Annotated in this window: 20 protein-coding genes and 1 pseudogene; 9 read left to right on the forward strand and 12 right to left on the reverse strand. The window is 43.0% G+C overall.

All coding sequences use genetic code 11. The annotated features are described in order from the left end of the window. Positions 1-376: 376 nt before the first annotated feature. The 6 genes from F6K51_RS04735 to F6K51_RS04760 all read right to left on the reverse strand — a co-directional run bounded on the left by F6K51_RS04735 (position 377) and on the right by F6K51_RS04760 (position 5,023). Positions 377-1,450 (reverse strand): glucose-1-phosphate thymidylyltransferase, encoded by a 1,074-nt coding sequence (locus F6K51_RS04735; RefSeq protein WP_293018434.1) that lies wholly within the window; start codon positions 1,448-1,450, stop codon positions 377-379. 50 nt (positions 1,451-1,500) lie between these two features. Further along, positions 1,501-1,662: a hypothetical protein gene (locus F6K51_RS04740; protein ID WP_293018436.1), complete on the reverse strand. Its 162-nt coding sequence runs from the start codon at positions 1,660-1,662 to the stop codon at positions 1,501-1,503. Positions 1,663-1,951: 289 nt separating this feature from the next. After that, positions 1,952-2,842, reverse strand: coding sequence for a dTDP-4-dehydrorhamnose reductase (gene rfbD, locus F6K51_RS04745; RefSeq protein ID WP_293018438.1), 891 nt, complete (start codon positions 2,840-2,842; stop codon positions 1,952-1,954). Continuing rightward, positions 2,842-3,384 carry a dTDP-4-dehydrorhamnose 3,5-epimerase gene (gene rfbC / locus F6K51_RS04750; protein WP_293018440.1) on the reverse strand — a complete coding sequence of 181 codons (543 nt, stop codon included), beginning with the start codon at positions 3,382-3,384 and terminating at the stop codon, positions 2,842-2,844. Before rfbC ends, rfbD begins: the two co-directional genes overlap by 1 nt. Positions 3,385-3,782: 398 nt before the next feature. Then, positions 3,783-4,430, reverse strand: a complete 648-nt coding sequence (locus F6K51_RS04755) for an alpha/beta hydrolase (protein WP_293018510.1) — start codon at positions 4,428-4,430, stop codon at positions 3,783-3,785. A gap of 209 nt (positions 4,431-4,639) precedes the next feature. Beyond that, complete coding sequence (locus F6K51_RS04760) at positions 4,640-5,023, reverse strand: hypothetical protein (RefSeq protein WP_293018442.1); 384 nt, start codon at positions 5,021-5,023, stop codon at positions 4,640-4,642. Between the two features lie 38 nt (positions 5,024-5,061). Here F6K51_RS04760 and F6K51_RS04765 point away from each other — a divergent pair, with 38 nt between their 5' ends. The 5 genes from F6K51_RS04765 (at position 5,062) to F6K51_RS04785 (ending at position 11,774) form a co-directional block, all read left to right on the forward strand. Beyond that, on the forward strand, positions 5,062-6,582 hold the full coding sequence (locus F6K51_RS04765; protein WP_293018444.1) for a hypothetical protein: 1,521 nt from the start codon (positions 5,062-5,064) through the stop codon (positions 6,580-6,582). Then, positions 6,575-7,747 carry a DUF1822 family protein gene (locus F6K51_RS04770; protein ID WP_293018446.1) on the forward strand — a complete coding sequence of 391 codons (1,173 nt, stop codon included), beginning with the start codon at positions 6,575-6,577 and terminating at the stop codon, positions 7,745-7,747. Before F6K51_RS04765 ends, F6K51_RS04770 begins: the two co-directional genes overlap by 8 nt. Before the next feature lie 87 nt (positions 7,748-7,834). Continuing rightward, a complete protein-coding gene (locus tag F6K51_RS04775) occupies positions 7,835-10,267 on the forward strand; it encodes a CHASE2 domain-containing protein (protein WP_293018448.1) in 2,433 nt (810 codons plus the stop codon). Between the two features lie 60 nt (positions 10,268-10,327). Continuing rightward, positions 10,328-11,017: a hypothetical protein gene (locus tag F6K51_RS04780; RefSeq protein ID WP_293018450.1), complete on the forward strand. Its 690-nt coding sequence runs from the start codon at positions 10,328-10,330 to the stop codon at positions 11,015-11,017. Between the two features lie 568 nt (positions 11,018-11,585). After that, entirely contained in the window at positions 11,586-11,774 is a 189-nt protein-coding gene (locus F6K51_RS04785; protein WP_293018452.1) for a hypothetical protein, read from the forward strand. An 11-nt stretch (positions 11,775-11,785) separates the two neighbouring features. On the opposite strand, the gene F6K51_RS04790 is transcribed toward F6K51_RS04785, so the two are convergent. Then, entirely contained in the window at positions 11,786-11,935 is a 150-nt protein-coding gene (locus tag F6K51_RS04790; RefSeq protein WP_293018454.1) for a hypothetical protein, read from the reverse strand. A gap of 17 nt (positions 11,936-11,952) precedes the next feature. Here F6K51_RS04790 and F6K51_RS04795 point away from each other — a divergent pair, with 17 nt between their 5' ends. The 3 genes from F6K51_RS04795 to F6K51_RS04805 all read left to right on the forward strand — a co-directional run bounded on the left by F6K51_RS04795 (position 11,953) and on the right by F6K51_RS04805 (position 13,796). After that, a complete protein-coding gene (locus tag F6K51_RS04795) occupies positions 11,953-12,135 on the forward strand; it encodes a hypothetical protein (protein WP_293018456.1) in 183 nt (60 codons plus the stop codon). Between the two features lie 165 nt (positions 12,136-12,300). Beyond that, complete coding sequence (locus tag F6K51_RS04800; RefSeq protein WP_293018458.1) at positions 12,301-13,611, forward strand: putative sulfate exporter family transporter; 1,311 nt, start codon at positions 12,301-12,303, stop codon at positions 13,609-13,611. Between the two features lie 32 nt (positions 13,612-13,643). Further along, positions 13,644-13,796: a hypothetical protein gene (locus tag F6K51_RS04805; protein ID WP_293018460.1), complete on the forward strand. Its 153-nt coding sequence runs from the start codon at positions 13,644-13,646 to the stop codon at positions 13,794-13,796. 49 nt (positions 13,797-13,845) lie between these two features. On the opposite strand, the gene F6K51_RS04810 is transcribed toward F6K51_RS04805, so the two are convergent. From F6K51_RS04810 to F6K51_RS04820, 3 genes and pseudogenes are all read right to left on the reverse strand, one after another. Next, positions 13,846-14,421, reverse strand: a complete 576-nt coding sequence (locus F6K51_RS04810; RefSeq protein WP_293018462.1) for a Uma2 family endonuclease — start codon at positions 14,419-14,421, stop codon at positions 13,846-13,848. A 62-nt stretch (positions 14,422-14,483) separates the two neighbouring features. Beyond that, positions 14,484-15,269: pseudogene (locus tag F6K51_RS04815) on the reverse strand (endo-1,4-beta-xylanase); the annotation flags it as partial. A gap of 29 nt (positions 15,270-15,298) precedes the next feature. Then, a complete protein-coding gene (locus F6K51_RS04820; protein ID WP_293018464.1) occupies positions 15,299-16,681 on the reverse strand; it encodes a transposase in 1,383 nt (460 codons plus the stop codon). 31 nt (positions 16,682-16,712) lie between these two features. Here F6K51_RS04820 and tnpA point away from each other — a divergent pair, with 31 nt between their 5' ends. After that, positions 16,713-17,132: an IS200/IS605 family transposase gene (gene tnpA / locus F6K51_RS04825; RefSeq protein WP_293018467.1), complete on the forward strand. Its 420-nt coding sequence runs from the start codon at positions 16,713-16,715 to the stop codon at positions 17,130-17,132. A gap of 52 nt (positions 17,133-17,184) precedes the next feature. Here the strand turns inward: tnpA and F6K51_RS04830 are convergent, their stop codons facing one another. Both F6K51_RS04830 and dprA read right to left on the reverse strand, forming a co-directional pair. Then, positions 17,185-17,385 (reverse strand): endo-1,4-beta-xylanase, encoded by a 201-nt coding sequence (locus F6K51_RS04830; RefSeq protein ID WP_293018469.1) that lies wholly within the window; start codon positions 17,383-17,385, stop codon positions 17,185-17,187. Positions 17,386-17,569: 184 nt separating this feature from the next. Continuing rightward, complete coding sequence (gene dprA, locus F6K51_RS04835) at positions 17,570-18,706, reverse strand: DNA-processing protein DprA (protein ID WP_293018471.1); 1,137 nt, start codon at positions 18,704-18,706, stop codon at positions 17,570-17,572. Positions 18,707-18,770: the final 64 nt, after the last annotated feature.

An 18,770-nucleotide genomic window follows, 5' to 3' on the forward strand; every position in this document is an offset into this window, starting at 1 on the left:
TTGGTTATTATAAAAAATAGGCAAAAGGTTAAAGGTTAAAGGTTAAAGGTTAAAGGTTAAAGGTTAAAGGTTAAAGGTTAAAGGTTAAAGGTTAAAGGCCATAAGTATTAAATAGGCAGGCAATATGCCAGCTATCAATAGGCTTTCATAAACAATAATTGACCCAAACAGCATCATCAAACTACCTTTTCAATAGAGAGGTCTAATTTTACCTAGTAGTAATGCTTAACGAGGTATTGGTTAACCATTAAACGTTATCAGTAAACCTACCCTACGGTAACCCCAAGGGCAAACAACCTGATCAACTTAAACCTGATAACCTTAAACCTGATAACCTTAAACCTTCAACCTTCAACAGTTAACTCACAAACTGTACTTAAGTTAATTCAACTTGTGAGTCATCACCAATCATGAATCGTAATGCTTTTGGATGTTGGGGTGCAGCTTTAACTTTAGCTCTTTCTCCAATTAAACTATCAACAATTCGTTGATGAATACCCGTTAATTTAGCACCTTTTAGAATCACGCTATGCTCAATGTCAGCATCTACCAGAGTAGCTTGGTCAGCAATGCTAGTATATGGACCAATGAAGCAGTTTTCCAGATGGCAGTTTTCACCAATGGTAACTGGACCACGAATGGTACAATTAGTAATATAAGACCCCTTACCAATCTGTACCCGTCCGCTAATTCGACTTTCGGAGTCAATTTCACCATCAACAGCAGATTCTAGGCAAGTATCTAGAATAATCTGGTTAGCAGCTAACAAGTCATCTTTTTTCCCAGTATCGAGCCACCAACCTTTGATTTGAAAAGCTTCTACATTTTTTTGCTGATCAATCAAGTATTGAATCGCATCGGTAATTTCCAGTTCCCCTCTAGCAGAAGGCTGGATGTTAGCAATTGCTTGATGGATAACAGGGGAAAATAGGTAAACACCTACCAGTGCTAGATTAGAAGGAGGAACTTTCGGTTTTTCTACTAGCTGCAACACTCGCCCAAATTCATCGACTTTGGCAACACCAAAAGCAGTAGGATTTTCTACTTCCCTTAGCAAAGTCAGAGCATCCAGATTTTTATTCTGGAAATTCTCTACAAATAAGTTCAGCTCACTTTGAACCAAGTTGTCTCCCAAGTACATTACAAAGGGAGAATCTCCCAGAAAGGGTTGGGCGACTTTAACGGCGTGGGCAAGTCCTAAGGGTTGGTCTTGGAGGATATAGGTAATGTTAGCTCCGAAGCGATCGCCATTTCCTGTTTTAGCCTTAACTTCTTCCCCAGTTTCAGGACTGATAATAATACCGATATCAGTAATACCAGCAGCGATAATCGCTTCAAGCCCATACCACAAAATTGGTTTATTAGCAACAGGTACTAACTGTTTGGCACCAGTATAAGTTAGGGGACGTAAACGAGTGCCTTTTCCCCCAGAAAGAATTAGTGCTTTCATAAGCTATATAAAATCCTCACTATAAAGTCTGAAATATGAAATATGAATTATTAAGGTTGAAGGTTAAAGGTTAGCAGGTTGAAGGTTGAAGGTTGTTTGGTTGAAGGTTGTTTGGTTGAAGGTTGTTCGCGTAGCGTGGCCTTTTGGCCAAGGTTGTTCGCGTAGCGTGGCCAAAGGCCAAGGTTAGCAGGTTGTTCGCGTAGCGTGGCCAAAGGCCAAGGTTAGCAGGTTGAACGCGATGGACGAAGTCCCGCTTTCAGCGATCGCGTGGCCTATTGGCCAAGGTTGAAGGTTTAAGGGTGAACTTGAACTATAGCGGTTTTCATAGTAATCAGGTACACAGGATTTTTTTCCAATTCCCGATTCCCGATTCCCGATTCCCGATTCCCGACTCCCGATTCCCGATTCCCTACTCCCTACTCCCTACTCCCTACTCCCTACTCCCTCCTCCCTACTCCCTACTCCCTACTCCCTACTCCCTACTCCCTATGCTTATAGCAATTACCCAAGCTTCTGATAAAGTTCTGCTAGCATTTGCCTCAAGGATTGACGCCAATGGGGCGGATAGGTTCCCAAGGTTTGGGATATTTTCTGGTTTGAGAGAACTGAGTAAGCTGGACGCTGAGCAGGAGTGGGGTATTCTGGGGTAGTAATTGGGACAACTCGCTGCAATTTTAAGGGGAAGCCCAGGAGTTTGGCTTCTTCAAAGATGGCAACGGCAAAGTCATACCAACTGGTGACACCACTGTTGGTGAAGTGATAGATTCCTCCTACCACTGGATTAGAATCCATTGCTTGCAAAAGTTGAGTAATGGTTACTGCTATATCCTTAGCCCAGGTAGGAGTACCCACTTGATCCGCTACCACCCGAAGCTCTTCTCGCTCAGCCCCCAGTCGTAGCATGGTTTTGACAAAGTTGCCATGACCACGAGTACCGTAAACCCAAGCAGTCCTCAGGATGAGAATGCGATCGCATTTTTGCTGTACCCCTTCTTCCCCTTGCAGTTTCGACTTACCATAGGAACCGATGGGGTTAGGAATGTCTTGCTCCGTGTAAGGAGTATTTTTGGTGCCATCGAACACATAGTCAGTGGAAATATGGAGCAGGATGGCTCCTAAATTCTGAGCTTCCTCTGCCATGATGGTTGGAGCAACAGCATTAATCGATTTAGCCAGTGCCAGTTCTGTCTCTGCTTTATCCACAGCCGTGTAAGCCGCTGCATTGACAATCACGTCAGGCTTAATCTGATGAATTACCTGACGAATACTCTCCGGCTCAGCTAAGTCCATATCCGAGCGCCCCACACCGATTACTTGGCCTAGGGGACTCAGAGTATCTTCCAACTCTTGACCCACTTGTCCAGTGATGCCAGTGAGTAAGATTTTTTTCATTAAAAAACCTCGGCTGTTTTGAAAGACTTACCCGCTTGATCTTTAGCCGACAGACTAGGAGAGTCGGTCAGAGGCCAATGAATGGCTAGGTCAGGGTCATTCCACAAAATAGTCCCCTCGTGATCAGGAGCGTAGAAGTCGGTAGTCTTATATAAAACTTCAGCGAATTCAGAGACCACCAGGAATCCGTGAGCGAATCCAGCCGGAATCCAGATTTGTTGTTTATTTTCTGCACTCAGCAAACAACTAACCCACTGTCCAAAGGTCGGGGAGCTTTTTCTGATATCCACTGCCACATCAAATACAGTCCCCAGTAAAACCCGCACCAATTTACCTTGGGGCTGTTGAATCTGGTAGTGTAATCCTCGAAGCACTCCTTGGGCTGAACGGGAATAGTTATCCTGGACAAACTCAGCGGTGATCCCAGCTTTATCTGCTAGAACTCTTTTGTTGTAGCTTTCAAAGAAAAAACCACGGTCATCACCAAAGACGCGGGGTTCAATAATTAAGACTTCTGGTATTTTGGTTTCAATAACATTCATAGAGTTCTCTGGTGGATTAGCGAAGCGCGTTAAAGTGACCAACTACTCATCAAGTTTGTGTTATCTACACTGAAAGAATTTCAAGATTTTGTAAACTTTTTGTGAAATATATCAGTTTCACACTTTACACCCTAGTCGTCTGTTAATTGAAAACAAACAAGATTGATAGGGGAGTAATTATAGTAGTCTGCACTCAATTAGACTACACCTAGTTGTGTAGAAAGGGAGGGATGGCAAGATGGGGAAGATGGCTCTAGGCTTAATCGGACAAACTTTTGTATTCTACTGAGTTTCTAATTGTTATCAGGATTTCGGAATCGAAAAAATTAAATTAACTAAAAGTCCTTGACCTTGGCCTATTGGCCACGCTACGCGAACGGTCACGCTACGCGAACAGATTACCGATTAGCCATTACTTCAAGAACAAAATTACGAAATAGCACTACTACCTCTGGGATGATTTGATGTCCCATGTCAAATTCTTGATACTTGACCTGTATCCCTAAACCAGTTAAAGTATCTCTACCATTGTGAGCAGCCATTAACGGTACAACCTCGTCTTGTCTACCATGAACTATCAAAATGGGTGGTAACGATGATCCTGTAGGAGGTTGGGGTTCGCTATGTAAATAGCCACTCATAGATACTAAGCCTGCTATTGGCAAGGTTAAACCTACATCTAATGTCATGGCTCCGCCTTGAGAAAATCCACTCAGAATGGTGCGGGATAGGGGCACGCCAGTGCTCACTTCGTTCGCGTAGCGTGGCCTTTTGGCCAGGGATTCGAGCCAATCAATCAGCTTCTGTCTGCTTTCGGTTAAGCCTTGATAGCCGGGGACATTCAGATCATACCACATTTTCCCCCCAGGTACAGCAGGATGGTCAAAGGGAGCTTCAGCAAATAGAAACTGATAGTCTGGTAAGTTTAGCGCCTTAGCCAAAGATACCAAATCTTGGGAGTTGGCTCCAAAGCCATGTAAGCAGACAATTAATCCAGTTGGTGGTTGATTGTTGGTAGGGGCAACGTTAATATATTTCAGTGACAACGAATTATCTCCAGAATCAGAGTAGATGATCTCTTGAGAATTGTAAGCTTTTCGGCAACCAGTTGATAACAGAGTTATTCCCAGAGCTCCTAAACTTTGGAATATAAATTTTCGTCGCTTAAATGGATTGAGTTTCACAAGTAATAGGTTTTTGAACGCGATCGCGTGGCCTATTGGCCAAGGTTGGGAGGTTGTTCGCGAAGCGTGGCCTATTGGCCAAGGTTGGAGGTTGAAGGGTTGGAGGGTTGAACGCGATCGCGTGGCCTATTGGCCAAGGTTGGAGGTTGAAGGGTTGGAGGTGGTTTTTGTCCAGGCGTCCGTTGTAGGGTAGGTTGGAGTTTGATGATTGACGGTGAGGGAATCTCAAATTCTAGCAGTCGCCAGGGCAGGCGCGGACATGACAAAAGTCTCAAACCTAAGTAAGCGCAAGAGTTTGACTTCTGACTTCTGACTTCTGACTTCTGACTTCTGACTTCTGACTTCTGACTTCTGACTTCTGCTATAACATTACTGATTACCCTCAATCGTTCCACCATTGACCAACCCCTTGCTTGTTGCTTTTGCTTGAGAAAACTGCACAGGTTAAATAGCATGACATCTATATACTAGTGGAGTGCTGTCTCAATCGGTTATGGATGCATCTAGATACTCGACAATTCGGGTATTTGACCCAGCCAATAACGAAGAAGGCTACAAAGTCTGCCATCAACAGCAAGCACAGGAGTTTTTTGAACAAACACTCCTGGGATTACATCCAAAGGAAAGATTATCAGCTCAGTGGGAGCGAGATATCCAGGATTTACTGCTATCCTGGTTTCGCCCTGAGCTATCTACTGTTGATCCTACATGCCAGGCGTTAGCTGGACTTTGTCTTCGGTGCTATGTTTCTTCCTCGATCCTAAAGGCTTGTAAAACACTAGCGAGTCAGTTTTGCCTTGACTATCGGTTAACTTACCGTGAGCTGCTATCCTATGTACTCAATGATGATGGCAAAACTCCGATTATTCTCGATAGTGATGGCAAAACTCAACTGGTTCTGAATCAGCAAGGTGACATTGAACCTGGACTTGGTCAGTTTTTTACGATAGATGTCTTGGCAAGCTATCGTCTGAACTCATCAGCTCGCCTCAGTTTGGACAATTGGGCATATCTTAAAACCAAACAACATCCTGAGATCAAACGTTGCTTAGCTGAACAGGGATTGCCCTTGTCCAGTAACTGGTCACTGTTGGGACGAGTTAAACTCAGACATCTTGAACAGCTCTATCCACGCGATCGCAAACTAGTTGAAACGTTCCATACTGTCTATTCTCAAGACAGACAACAGCAACGGCGCAATAGAGTTAACCATAGAGTTAAGCATAGAGTCAACCATAGAGTTAACCAATGCCTTGAGCCTAGGGATGACCAACTCCAAGACATGCTCCACCTGTTGCCAGAACGTGGTGTTATAATCAATTCCACCAAAGAGCTTCACAAAGAACTAACCAGGATAGCCAAGGGTCTGCAAGAGGAGGAGATTTGGAGCCGCAGAGGAAGTCCGATCTGGGAACCTCTAGAAGCACGGGATCCAGAAACTGGCGAGTATGTCCCGAAAGAATTACCTGATCTAAACTCTATTAATACCATAGATCATTTAGGACAATCTGAATTGCAGGATTTTCTTGAACAGGGACTGATTGAGGTTTTAGATCACGCTATAGCGCAAGCGTTGGCTGAGCACATTGCCTCTTTAGAGCAAAGGCGCCGTTACGCTTGTTTTGCTTCAAAGGTTATCCCAGGTTTCCGATTCCTTTACTGTGAGGGTAAGTCTCTTAAAGAGATAGCAACCCTTTTGAATATGACCAATCATTCCCAAGCCAGCCGAGTCTTGGCACCAGGGAAACTGCTGAATCGCGTTCAGTATCTGACTGTAGAAAATTTTTTCCAGCTTATCTCAACAACTACTAAAGGATTAGCTCTGGAAAAAAATGCCACAAAGCTCGATTATTTGAGTAACCTGATGCAGGAAGTCGATGCTTTCTTGAACACACAATTTTTTCAAGAAGCGGTAGCCGAACTGAGTACTTCTAAAACCCGTTCAATGACTAGTTTATATGCTCAGCGACTGTGCCGATATCTAGATGAACACAAGGAGAAAACTAATGAATAATGCTAGGATAGATTCCAGGGATATAACCCTTTCAACTCTAGAAGTATTTTGGCTCGAACCTGAAGACTTTGACCAAGCGAAAAAGATTAGTAAAAAATTTAATAATGAGGCAAACCATTGGCAAAATTATCTAAATGGTTTAGCGTTATTTGGGTTTGAAAGATGGTTAGAAGAACGGGTTGATAAGCTACCAATTAATAATGATAAATGTTCGGTGTTTCAACCAGACTATGCTAATCTGATTGAAACGGTATGTAATTTGAGAGTTGGGGATTTTAATCTGTGTATACTTGTCACGGAAAATCTCCTAGAGCCAGGGGTTAATGTTCCAATAGCTGCTGTTGAATTACCAGAAATTGCCGCTCATTTCTATATCATAATTGAGGTTAAAGAAACCCAAGAACACGGTATTATTAGAGGTTTTTTACGTCACGACGAGTTGGTTAAATATCGCGAATCAGCTAACTTACCACAAGGTAACCGTAACTATAATTTACCTCTGTCTTTATTTGATGAGCAACCAAATCATTTACTGCACTACTTGCGTTGGTTAGATTCTCAAGAGATCACAATTCCAGTTGCTGATACTAAGCGTTCTGTTCAGGAAATCCTACCATTCTTTGCTGAAACAGCCATTAATACAGCAGAGTGGCTGCGAGGAGAAATGGATGAGTTAGCAAGCTGTTTATCTTGGCAACTGCTTCCTGACTATACCTTTTCTAAGTCATTGATGCGTCGGATTAGTCCAGTATCGGATGAACCGGACAGATATCGAGCGATCGCTAAAGAGTTGAGACGACAAAAAGGATTAATTGTTCCGGCTCATGCTCGTGGCTCTTACCAAACTGTTAATTTAAATGGCATTCTGTTCAAACTATGTGCTGTTACCTGGTTCATTTACCAGAAAGCACCAGAAGATACTCGAGAATGGGCATTGCTATTGCTAATCGAAGACTGTCTTGGTAATACACTTCCCCCTGGTATGAAGTTACGAATCAGTGAATTCACTGGTGTTGTCTCTGAAGCGGTATTGGTAAATGAACGTTATCTCCATGTTGCAGTAGCAGGTAGCTGGAACCAAAAATTTGTAGTAACCATTTCTTTAAGTAACGGAGCATCATTAACTCTACTTCCCTTTGCTTTTGAGCCTGATAAATGTTTATGATATTTTAATAGGGAGTAGGGAGTAGGGAGTAGGGAGTAGGGAGTAGGGAGTAGGGAGTAGAGAGTAGGGGGAATAAACAAGGAACAAATGACAACTAATCATCAAAGTAGTTTTAGACTAAATATTTGGCAAGCTGATTCATCCTGTCTGTTTTATTTACGGGGTAATCACGGACAGGAAGTCTCCGCAAAGTTGGACTATCCAGCTAAAGTAATAGACTGTTATGAAGAGTGGCGATACCTTTACCTCCAGTTTTACCCGAAATTGCGAGCAAGAGAATTATCTAGTGGTGCCATCACACCAGTAGTCGATGACTTGGGACATGAATTAGAAGAAGCAAAAGAGATATTTCTGGATGTTTTTCAACGGTGGTTAGGTCAATTACAGACTATTCGAGAAACAATTCAACATCAAATTTTCACTATTGCTAGAAAGGAATCACAGTCAAATAAGACAGCAGAAGCCTATCGAGAAGTAGCTATTTTTATAGCCTGCGATTCTGTGGAATTGGCACGGCTTCCTTGGGAAGCATGGCAGTTGGTTCTAGAGGATATCCCCAGTGGAACCATTCGGATTACCAGGATTCCGATGACCACTCAGGGAGAAACAATAGCGCTAGATAATAACCTGCGCCATGGTAAACCTCGGATTTTAGCGATTTTGGGGGATAATACAGATCTGAATTTGGAGAAAGATAAGCAGGCTGTTAAGTTGCTCAAAGGAGTTGCTCAAGTAGAGTTCTTTGACTGGCAACAGCAAGAGGATGGGGTTAATCTTAAAGCAGCACTGGCGGCAGAAATAACGGATGAAAGGGGGTGGGATGCTCTATTTTTTATGGGTCATAGTGATGAAACAAAAGTTACTGATGGAAAATTAGCGATCGCGCCAGAGCAGTTGGTATCTATCAGTGAAATAAAGGAATACCTAACTACTGCTAAAAATCAGGGACTTCAGTTGTGCGTCTTTAACTCCTGTAATGGTCTAAAAATTGCGAATCGGTTGGCTGATTTAGGATTGCAAGTGGTGATCATGCGGGAGGAAGTTCATGATAGTGTTGCTCATGTATTTCTCAAAGAATTTTGCAGCCGCTTAGCTCAGTATCAGGATGTCCAGGAAGCAATGCTGGCAGCTTGTCGCAATTTACAGGTAGGTGAGAAGTTTGTTTATCCATCAGCTTACCTGATTCCTTCGTTTTTTAGTCCCTATGGTGCTAAGCCATTTCGGATTGAGCCTTGGGGTTACCAGAAACTACTTCAGCAGTGGCTACCTAAACCAAAAGAAGCGATCGCATTAGCTAGTGTGCTTTTAGTTAGCGCTATGGTTCCTGTACAAGACATGTTGCTAGATGGGCGAACGTTTCTTCAAGCGGTCTATCGCGATAGCACAAACCAGTTTCCTCGGGATGGGTTATCCTCCGCCAAGCCACGCTCTGTACTGTTAATTGCTATTGATCAAGACTCAATCAATCAGGCGCAACTGGAGATAAAAGGCTTTAAAACCCAGCCGATGGAACGGGAATACCTTGGCAAATTAGTCAGACAACTCTCGAACTCAGGCGCTAAGGTAATTGGAATTGATTATCTGCTGCATACCCAAGAACCAAGAGAGGAAAAACTGGCTAGTGCGATTCAATCCGCTGTCAGTCAACAGGATACCTGGTTTGTCTTTGGGGTCAATCAGGATAAAAATCGCAAGGTGTTTCCGAAAATTGCTAGCCCTAAATGGAGTCTACAAGGGGATATTACCTTTTTCCGTTGGGATATGGAACTCCCCCAGGATGCCACCTGCAACAAGTCATGTCCTTTTGCCTATCTACTGGCTCTATCACACCAGTTGCACCAACAGCCAAACCACGGGATAGGATTAAATCCTAATGTTGAAAGTACCACCAACTTTCATCAGCAAGTTAGTCAGTATCTTCAGCAAGTCAGTAGCCAGGATAATGCGATTGGCCGTAGGCCACGCTACGCGAACGCATCTCTCAAACCAAAGAATCTACCTTTAGGGATGCGCTATATTATTGACTTTTCTATTCCTCCAGAACAGGCTTATGAGCACAAGCCTGCTTGGGAATTCCTCAAAAGTGACTTTCCTAACATTGAGCAGCAAGTGGTTATCATTGCCTCTGGGGGATATGATGAAGCAGAGGATAATTTTTCTCTACCTCTAGCTATTGAATATTGGTGTCATCCACTGAATCGAACCAGAAAGCCACCAGATACTTGTCCCAAGGTATTTACCGGAGGTGAAGCCCATGCTTACATGGTTCACCATTTTTTATCGCAGCATACAATAAAATTAATTCCCGACAGCTGGATGATTCTATTAGCAGCATTGTTAGGAAAAGGAACAACCCTGGTACTGCTGCAGCAAAAGCCTCAAAAACGACAGCAATCAATATTGATCTTAGTTGGTGCTACAGCGGTCTATGGAATAATCGGACTACAGGCTTATATCTCAGCTTCTATTTTAATTCCTATAGCTTTACCATCCATTATACTCTGGTTTTATATTATTTAGTTAATTATTAATTGGTAATTATTAATTTAATTCCCGGCAAGCCTTTAACATTTAAATCCTATGTATCGATTAATTAGAGTCTTTTATCTACTGCTAATTACTGGAACGATGAGTATTAGTTTTCCGACCTCATCAGTATCAATTGCAGCTTCGTTTAGCAGTCAAGGGAATCAAGTAGCGAAAGCAGTGAGTCAAACCAAACAGAAAACACAATCTGTATGGGCTAAGATCCGAGATATTTTTCGTAGGAAGAAAGATGAAGCAGGTACCCATGGAGAGTTTTGTTCAATTTCTCCTAATATTGCTGCCTATCGCACCTGGAGTGACCAACCTCTATTTGCTTGGGAAGGAAGTGTTAATATCATTCAAGTTCGTTCCTCTCGCTATGGAAAAGCCTTATGGTCTTATCAGGTAAACGATAATCAGACTAGTGTTATTTACAATGCTGATGGTAAAGGTCAGCCACTTCAACGAGGTAAAGAATATTATTACTGGGTACAGTATAACACAACTGATAATAATGGACAACTAATTACAGATACCGAAACTATTCCCTTTCAAGTTATGGGTGGTGAAGCGTATCGGATTATCCAAGCTGAATTGCCAGCTGAGCATAAAACTGCTCAGCTGGCGAGTTACTTTGCTGATCAGGATCTTTTCCTAGATGTGGTACGAGTGATTTCCGTGTTTGGGGACTTAGATAGTTGGAAAACTAATACTGAGGAATTATATCAAGAGTTTTGTGAGTAGTCAAGGGCGAATTTATCTATCTTAAAAATTACTGAAAAATCAATTAGTCTGACTCCTGACTCGAAGCTCCTCAATCAGAGGATAGTTTGTTATGTCGAAATCAGGTATTATCAGTCTTCACAATTCATAATTTTTAGTTTTCATAATCTAACGATACTAGTCTTAACTACAGGAATTAGACAGCAAATATACCTGTAGTTAAGACTACATATAGTTGTTTTTGACTATTTTTGCCTAAGTCCTAAACTAGTTTCATATTTCCTTAAAGCTCTCTTCACAACTTCCTTGATTATATTGATAATAACTTGATACAAGTTGTCCGGAGCATTTGATAAGATCATTATAATCAACGTCACTTGATTGTTTTTACAGAAACCTGGAACGGCATAGGAAGCTATAGTTATCAACTTCATTGAGGAGTTTGAGGGAGCTCCTGAATTATATTAGCGCTGTTAGTTATAACCTCTCGTTGCTAGGGAATTGATCAACTACCAATCTAATCAGCCATTAAAGTTAATTTTTGTTTGAACAGTCAGTAGTAACCAAATGTAGTCGAGATAATCTAAAAATGAAAAAAAAACTTGCCAAAATTGTTAATAATGCACTCACCAGTGTTGCTCTGTGTATTGCGATCGCATCTTACGTTTATAAAGCAGAGGCTGCTCCTGTGTTTTTGAATCTTTCCTGGGAAGGAATTAATGGGTTTACAGTTGAATTTATGTTCAGGTTCGACCAGCAGTTTGTACTGGTATTTTAAGATAAACCCTCCTAAATAGCCTCAAAAGCAGATGCAGATCTAGCGTCTATCAGCAGTATTTCCTTCTCTTGATGCAGTCGCTGCTGCACTTGGGTTTCGGTCATTGTGGTAGCGCCGACGTATGTCTGAGATCTTGCACCATTGTCATTAATCGTAGTCATTAATCGTAGGGTGGGCAGTGCCTACCAACGCGCTTTGCAAGCTTCATTATCTGTCTGGTGCACTGCCCACCCTACATGAAACTTGGGTTTCGGTCATTGTGGTAGCGCCGACGTATTTCCCTAGCTCTGGTTGGCTTTCAGGGGATTTCGAGTTTAGAGCCTTTGAAAGTACCACTAGGAGCAATCGTTACCGAGAATAAAGTATAGCGCTGTGCCCAGGGAATAGGAAATAGTTAAAGAAACTGACCCCGGCGTGGGGAGATCGCCATCTTCCCATCTGCATCTTAGCGTGCTACTTTTACGAATTGGTATTATGAATTGATATTATTTCGGTGGTGCGTTCCAGGGTAAAATAAAATCTACTAATGAGTCAAACAAAATGGTCTAACCTTTACAAATTAGAAGACTGGTGGTCTGTATGGATTGGTCTGCTGTTATTGGGGACAGTGTTTAGTGGCATCATAACCGTTGTGCCAAAGATGCCCAAATGGAAAGGGATAGATCTATTATCGGCACTCCCCTGGGAATTGCTTCCTAAACTGGCATTGCTCGCCATTGGTTTATGTGCTCTGTTTACCCTTGGCAACCTGGTAATGAAGGGAAAAGAAGGCAGAAACATGATACCAGGCTTTTTGGTTATCTTTCTTTTAGCAGTTTTATCCTATATACTGGGGAATTCACAGACCGCTAAAGCAATTAACCTCGGCTATGCTTTCTGGGCATTGTTGATTGGACTAATCATCAGCAATACTATTGGTACACCAAGGTGGATGATGCCAGCGGTGCGTACTGAATATTACATCAAGACTGGCTTAGTGATTCTCGGTGCAGAAATTCTCTTTAACCGAATTGTGGAATTCGGACCCTATGGTTTAGCGATCGCTTGGCTGGTTACGCCTATTGTGATCATATTTATGTATCTGTTTGGTACTCGGGTTCTGAACATGCAGCAGAAATCACTGGTGATGGTAGTCGCCACATCCACATCAGTGTGTGGTGTATCAGCCGCTATTGCAGCAGCAGCAGCTTGTAAGGCTAAGAAAAACGAGTTGACTTTAGCTGTAGGGATGACTCTCATTTTTACCGTTGCCATGATGGTGATCATGCCCTTGTTTGTCAAGGCTGTGGGTATGAATGAATTAGTCAGTGGGGCATGGCTGGGGGGAACCATTGATTCTACTGGCGCAGTTGTCGCTGCTGGTGAAACAGTAGGGGAAATCGCTGGTCAAGCTGCTGCTTTAGTAAAGATGATTCAAAATATGCTGATCGGCGTGATAGCTTTTGCGATCGCTTTATTTTGGGTCTTTTGTGTAGAGCGCGAGCCAAATGCTCCTAAACCACAAATGAGGGAATTATGGGTACGTTTGCCCAAGTTTATCTTAGGTTTTATAGCTGCTTCTGTGTTAGTATCCTTTGTTTTTATTCCCTTGATGGGAATGGATACAGTTAAAGGGATTCTTAGTCAAACCAAGACCTATCGCGGCTGGCTATTTTGTATCGCATTTTTGTCCATTGGTCTAGACTCGAACTTTCGGGATTTAGGGACACAACTTCAGGGTGGTAAACCCATGATTCTTTATTTGGTAGGGCAGAGTTTTAACATTGTGCTGACTTTGGCTATAGCTTGGCTAATGTTAAGCGGAATTATTTTTCCTATACCGGAGTTAGCACAGTGATAAACACTATCCGAAAATCCCTAATCTTTTTGATGAGTATTTGCGCACTTCCCCTACTACTGTGGTTATTGAATAGCTTGATAGTAGATGGTTATTTGGGGTCGAGCGTACAGGATATTTACGAAAACGAGAGTGATGCTTCAGGAATTTTCTGGACAGATGTAGAGATACTATCTCAAGATTAGCCTACTCAACTATAGCAGTTATCAATTGGGTTGGTAACTGCTCTATATATCAGATAATTTCTGATAAATTTAAAGTAAATCCAGGCAAAACATCTTCTCCTGATAAGGTTTTTGGAGATTGGATAATTTCTACATCTTGATTGGGACGATAGATTTCCACAACCTTATTTTGGGGATCAATTAACCATCCTAATCTAGCGCCATTTTCCATATACTCTCTTACTTTAGCTTGCACCATTTTCAGGGAATCACTCGGAGAACGCAATTCCAACACAAAATCAGGACATAAAGGAACAAATTTATCCTGTTCTTCTGGTGTTAACTCTTCCCAACGCTCTCGTTTAATCCAAGACGCATCAGGAGAACGATTTGCTCCATTAGGCAATTTAAATCCTGTATTAGAGTCAAATGCAACACCAAGTTTCATTTGACTGCTCCACAATTCTAGTTGAGTCGATAGTTTAATATTTTGTCTACCTGTATTTCCTCCCGTAGGTGACATGATGATTAAATCTCCTTCAGAGGTGCGCTCAAATCTTAAATCCCTGTTATCTTGACAAAGCCGGAAAAATTGTTCGTCACTCAAATTAATAGTTAATTCGAGGGTATCAGGTAAATATACCATCTTAATTAGCTTCCAAATTATACAACAATTTCCTGAATTAAAAAAGATAATTTAAGTGATTTTTAACTATCAATTTTTAAAACTTCAACCATCGCGTGATAAGCAGCTTTAGGACGATAGGATTCATCGAAAGGTAGAGGAGAATCTGGTTTACCAAAGAAATCCGGAATCCAGGAATGATGATCTGCAAATTCCCAAGTTAAGAAGGCTGTACAATTGGGAGCCTCTAAACAAACTTGCAGGATATCTCGATATACCTTTGTCTGAGCAGCCACCCGTTCTTCTTGTGTGCCGCTACCATCATGGATTTTTACGTCCATCTCCGTGACCTGAACCTGCAATCCCAACTCACCCAGACGCTTCATGTTTGCTGCTATGTCTTCTGGCTTAGGAGGATTTTGAATACTAACGTGCATTTGAAAGCCAATGCCGTGAATTGGGACATCCCGTTGTCGCAATTCTTTGACCATGGCATAAATCGCATCTGACTTTGCCCCAAGTCCTTCTCCACTGTAGTCATTATAAAACAAGGGAACTGTGGGGTCAGCTTCATGAGCCCAGCGAAATGCCAACTCAACGTATTCTGGTCCAATGCCGCGCAACCAAATTGTATCTCGTTTCCTTTGTCCTGCTGAGTCTTGGTCTGCTACCGCTTCATTGACCACATCCCAAGCTGCTAATTGTCCCCGATAGTGACCAACAACAGTATGAATATGTTGTCGCAGGATATGGATTAACTCTTCCGGTGTCCATTGTCCGTGGGTTAGCCACCAAGGCACACTATGATGCCAAACTAGATTATGACCGCGCACCTGCATGTGATTGGCTTTCGCAATGGCTACAAAGTTATCAGCAGCATGAAGTCTCCCCCAGCATCCTACGGATAACTGGGGGTGTCAAAACCCACTACACTAGAACTAGGAGTGTTCCAGAGTGTAGAAAGCGTAACAGCCCGACTTCTAGGCGCTAAACGGGTTCTTTTGCCACGTTTAGCCTCACCCTTTTTATGGACAAGCTCATAGAACCAATACTTTGCAGCAATGTTGTAAGTTGCCTGCAAATCTGTGTTGTATCGTTTCCCAGTTGGGAATGTACACAGACCATAGTTTTTAGAATCGCGTTTGACCGAACCCGAACCATCATAGGCATTGCTGGAAGTGCCCCTAGGATTGACGTACTTAACCGTACCGCCTAGTTCATTCCACTTGGCTTCAGTCCAGGTTGCAATAGCCCTGTGAAGCCATCCATGGAAGCGTTGGCGCAGATTAGAACGTTTCCGTCCGCCTCTAGGTTTCCAGCCTAAGAGAAGCTCAAACACAATAAATTTGGCTCCCCACGCTTCCGCAAAGTCCACCAGTTCTCTAGAGACAGAGTGAGCAATCTGGGTATTGATGTTGCTAGCCTTGCGGTAGTTGCCCCGACAAAAACCTTTATGCAACTTCCCATTGCTCAGACTGGCTTTTTTGCTGATTCCCTTGAGTCGTTTATCTCTGCGGTCTATGTCTCTACCAGGGTGAATGAAGCGCCTAGCTAGAACAGTGCCATCTGAGGTAACAACTGAAGCAACAGCAGTGGTATTGATGCCAAGATCAACTGACACGACTCTATTAGTTTCCTGCCTGTCATCTGGATTGCATCTGAACGGGACCCAGAGGTGACACTTTTTCTCGTTGACGATGAGATAGGGTGACAGCTTCTCATTGGTATCAAGCAAATGACGTTTGTATCCAGGTTCGATTTCTACCGGAACGAGGGTCCATACCCAGTCTGTGCCAGTGAAAACCTTAATCTTGGCGGTATCCATCGCAGCACCAAACAAGATGCACTGACCTTGGTACAGGGCAGGGTAACAGCCACAATCAGCGTTTAGCCGTGGTGGTTTAGCGTCTCTGCGCTTTCTGATTCCTGATTGCCACTCCATATAACGGGTGACAAATGAGGAAACTTGACCAATGGCAAAACTGATAGCAGACCTCCGGTAGTAGGAAGGGAACTTATAGAAACGACGAATGAAGTACTCGTACTTAGGATATTGATTCTGACGTGTCTTGTGCATCAACCGCTCAACCGCTGGAATTCTTTGCTTGCTGGAAAGACCACCTAGTTCAGGCCAATGGGTAAACACGACGCTAATCAACCCACGACAAATAGAACGGAACTCTTGAACTGTCAGCCTTAGAAGTTGACGTTGTAGCTGAGATGGCTTTAACTGCCATTTGTCCGTCCTAATTAAATCCTTTCGTCGTTTTTTCTGTGCCATAATGACTAATATTAGCATATGTCGTTAACCCATGGCTAGACAGTTAAACCGCCATGCTCACAGTGTCACAGCATTGAGTGTGCATATGGTTTTTGTCACGAAATATCGCCATGCTTGCATCACGGATGATATGTTGAAACGTATTCGTGAAATCATCGCCAAGATGTGTCTTAAGCGTGGTTGCATCCTAATGGATTGCCAGACTGACTTAGGCAAGCGTGACCATATTCACCTTTTAATAGACAAACATCCCAATATTTCCGAATCTGAGCTAGCAATGGCACTTAAAACCATCACCAGTCGAGAGATCCGGAAAGAGTTTGCACAATATCTGAAGCAGTTCTATTGGAAGCCTGTTTTTTGGAAGCGTGGTTACTGTGCTGTATCAGCTGGGGGAGCCAGTCTCGACAAGCTGAAGGAGTACATGGAAGCCCAAGGGAATGCAGACTAGCCCCAAGACCCCTCACCCCCACCTGCTTCGCAAAGTGGGGGAATGTTGGGTTTCAGTCAAAATTATAGTGATGGCGTTGGGGCTGTAGCGGCTCAAACTTCATGATATAAGTTGGTGTCACAATGTTATATTCACGCATCAACACCTCCCGATAACTAGGATCCTCCCGCAACGGTTCCATAGACACTCCTGTTCCAATCGCCAATTTACGCTTTTGTGCCAAGGAACGTAAATTACTGTTATTTGTATTCATCTCAATTTCTGCCGTTGACTGTTGACTGTTGACTGTTGAGTGTTAACCTACCAACCTTAAACTTTAAACCTTAAACTTTAAACCTTAAACCTGCAACCTGCAACGTTCAACCTGCAACGTTCAACCTGCAACGTTCAACCTGCAACGTTCAACCTGCAACCTGCAACGTTCAATCCTTTTACTTTCATATTCCAGTGATTAATTTTCGATATCGCATCCCTGGTGACTGAGACACTAATCCCATGAGTTCCAACTGTAACAAGGCACTGGATACTAAGCCTGCTTCTAAAGCTGCTTGCTGGACAATGATATCGAATGGGGTTGGTTCAAATGCGATCGCATCCAACACTTTTGCCAATTCTGGCTCTAAGGTTGGTACGGGTAAAGCGGGTAAAGGTTGTTCTAGAGCCGAGTGGGGGTCAAGTTCTGGAATAGCTCCGAGCATTTCCAACAAGTGACCTTCACTTAAAATTACATGGGCACCCCGATTTAACAGTCCCAAACAACCAATAGAATTGGGATTATCTAAGGAACCTGGTAGTGCATAGACATCCCGACAGAACTCATTGGCTAGCCTAGCAGTAATTAGCGCTCCGGACTTGTTAGGCGCTTCCATCACTAAAACTGCACGACTTAAACCAGCAATAATCCGATTCCGTTGGGGAAAGTTGGAGCGTGCGGGTTTCGTACTGGCTGGATACTCGCTGATTACCAATCCCTGCTCTTGAATTTGTTTATAAAGATAACTATTGCTCAAGGGATATACCACATCAAGACCAGTTCCCAAAACTGCTATGGTCCTACCACCCGCTTCCAGACACCCACGATGGGCTTGTGTATCAATTCCCACTGCCATACCGGACACCACTGTAAAACCATGCTTAGCAAGGGTAGCACTGATTTTGCGAGTCCAACGTTTACCGTATTCGGTGGGATTGCGGGTACCCACAATACCGACTATCGGCTTGCTACCGTAATTTTCTTGTAGATCAAGTAGTCCGCTATAGTATAGCGTTGCAGGAGGACTAGGAATTTCTAGTAACAAGCGGGGATACTCCCCATCCGCTGGTGTCCAGAAACAAGGATTTTTGACCAAGTGTTGCTCAAGTAGCTGTTCCGGATTAGTTTGCCCACGCATTTTCACTACTCTTTCGATCAGCCGCACCCCGAACCCTTCAACTGCTCCTAACTCTGAAGCTGAAGCTTTCCAAGCCTCTGCTAGAGTCCCAAACTGTTGCTGTAGCCGTTGGAGCAATACTGATCCGATACCGGGAACTTCGGACCATGCCAGCCAGTACGCACGTTCTTCTTCCTTGGTCAATCGCTTCGCTCCAATTATAAATTATCAATTTATATTTCAAAAATACCCCATAATTTGAATTATA

The organism is Moorena sp. SIO3I8 (assembly GCF_010692325.1).
Lineage (GTDB): Bacteria > Cyanobacteriota > Cyanobacteriia > Cyanobacteriales > Coleofasciculaceae > Moorena.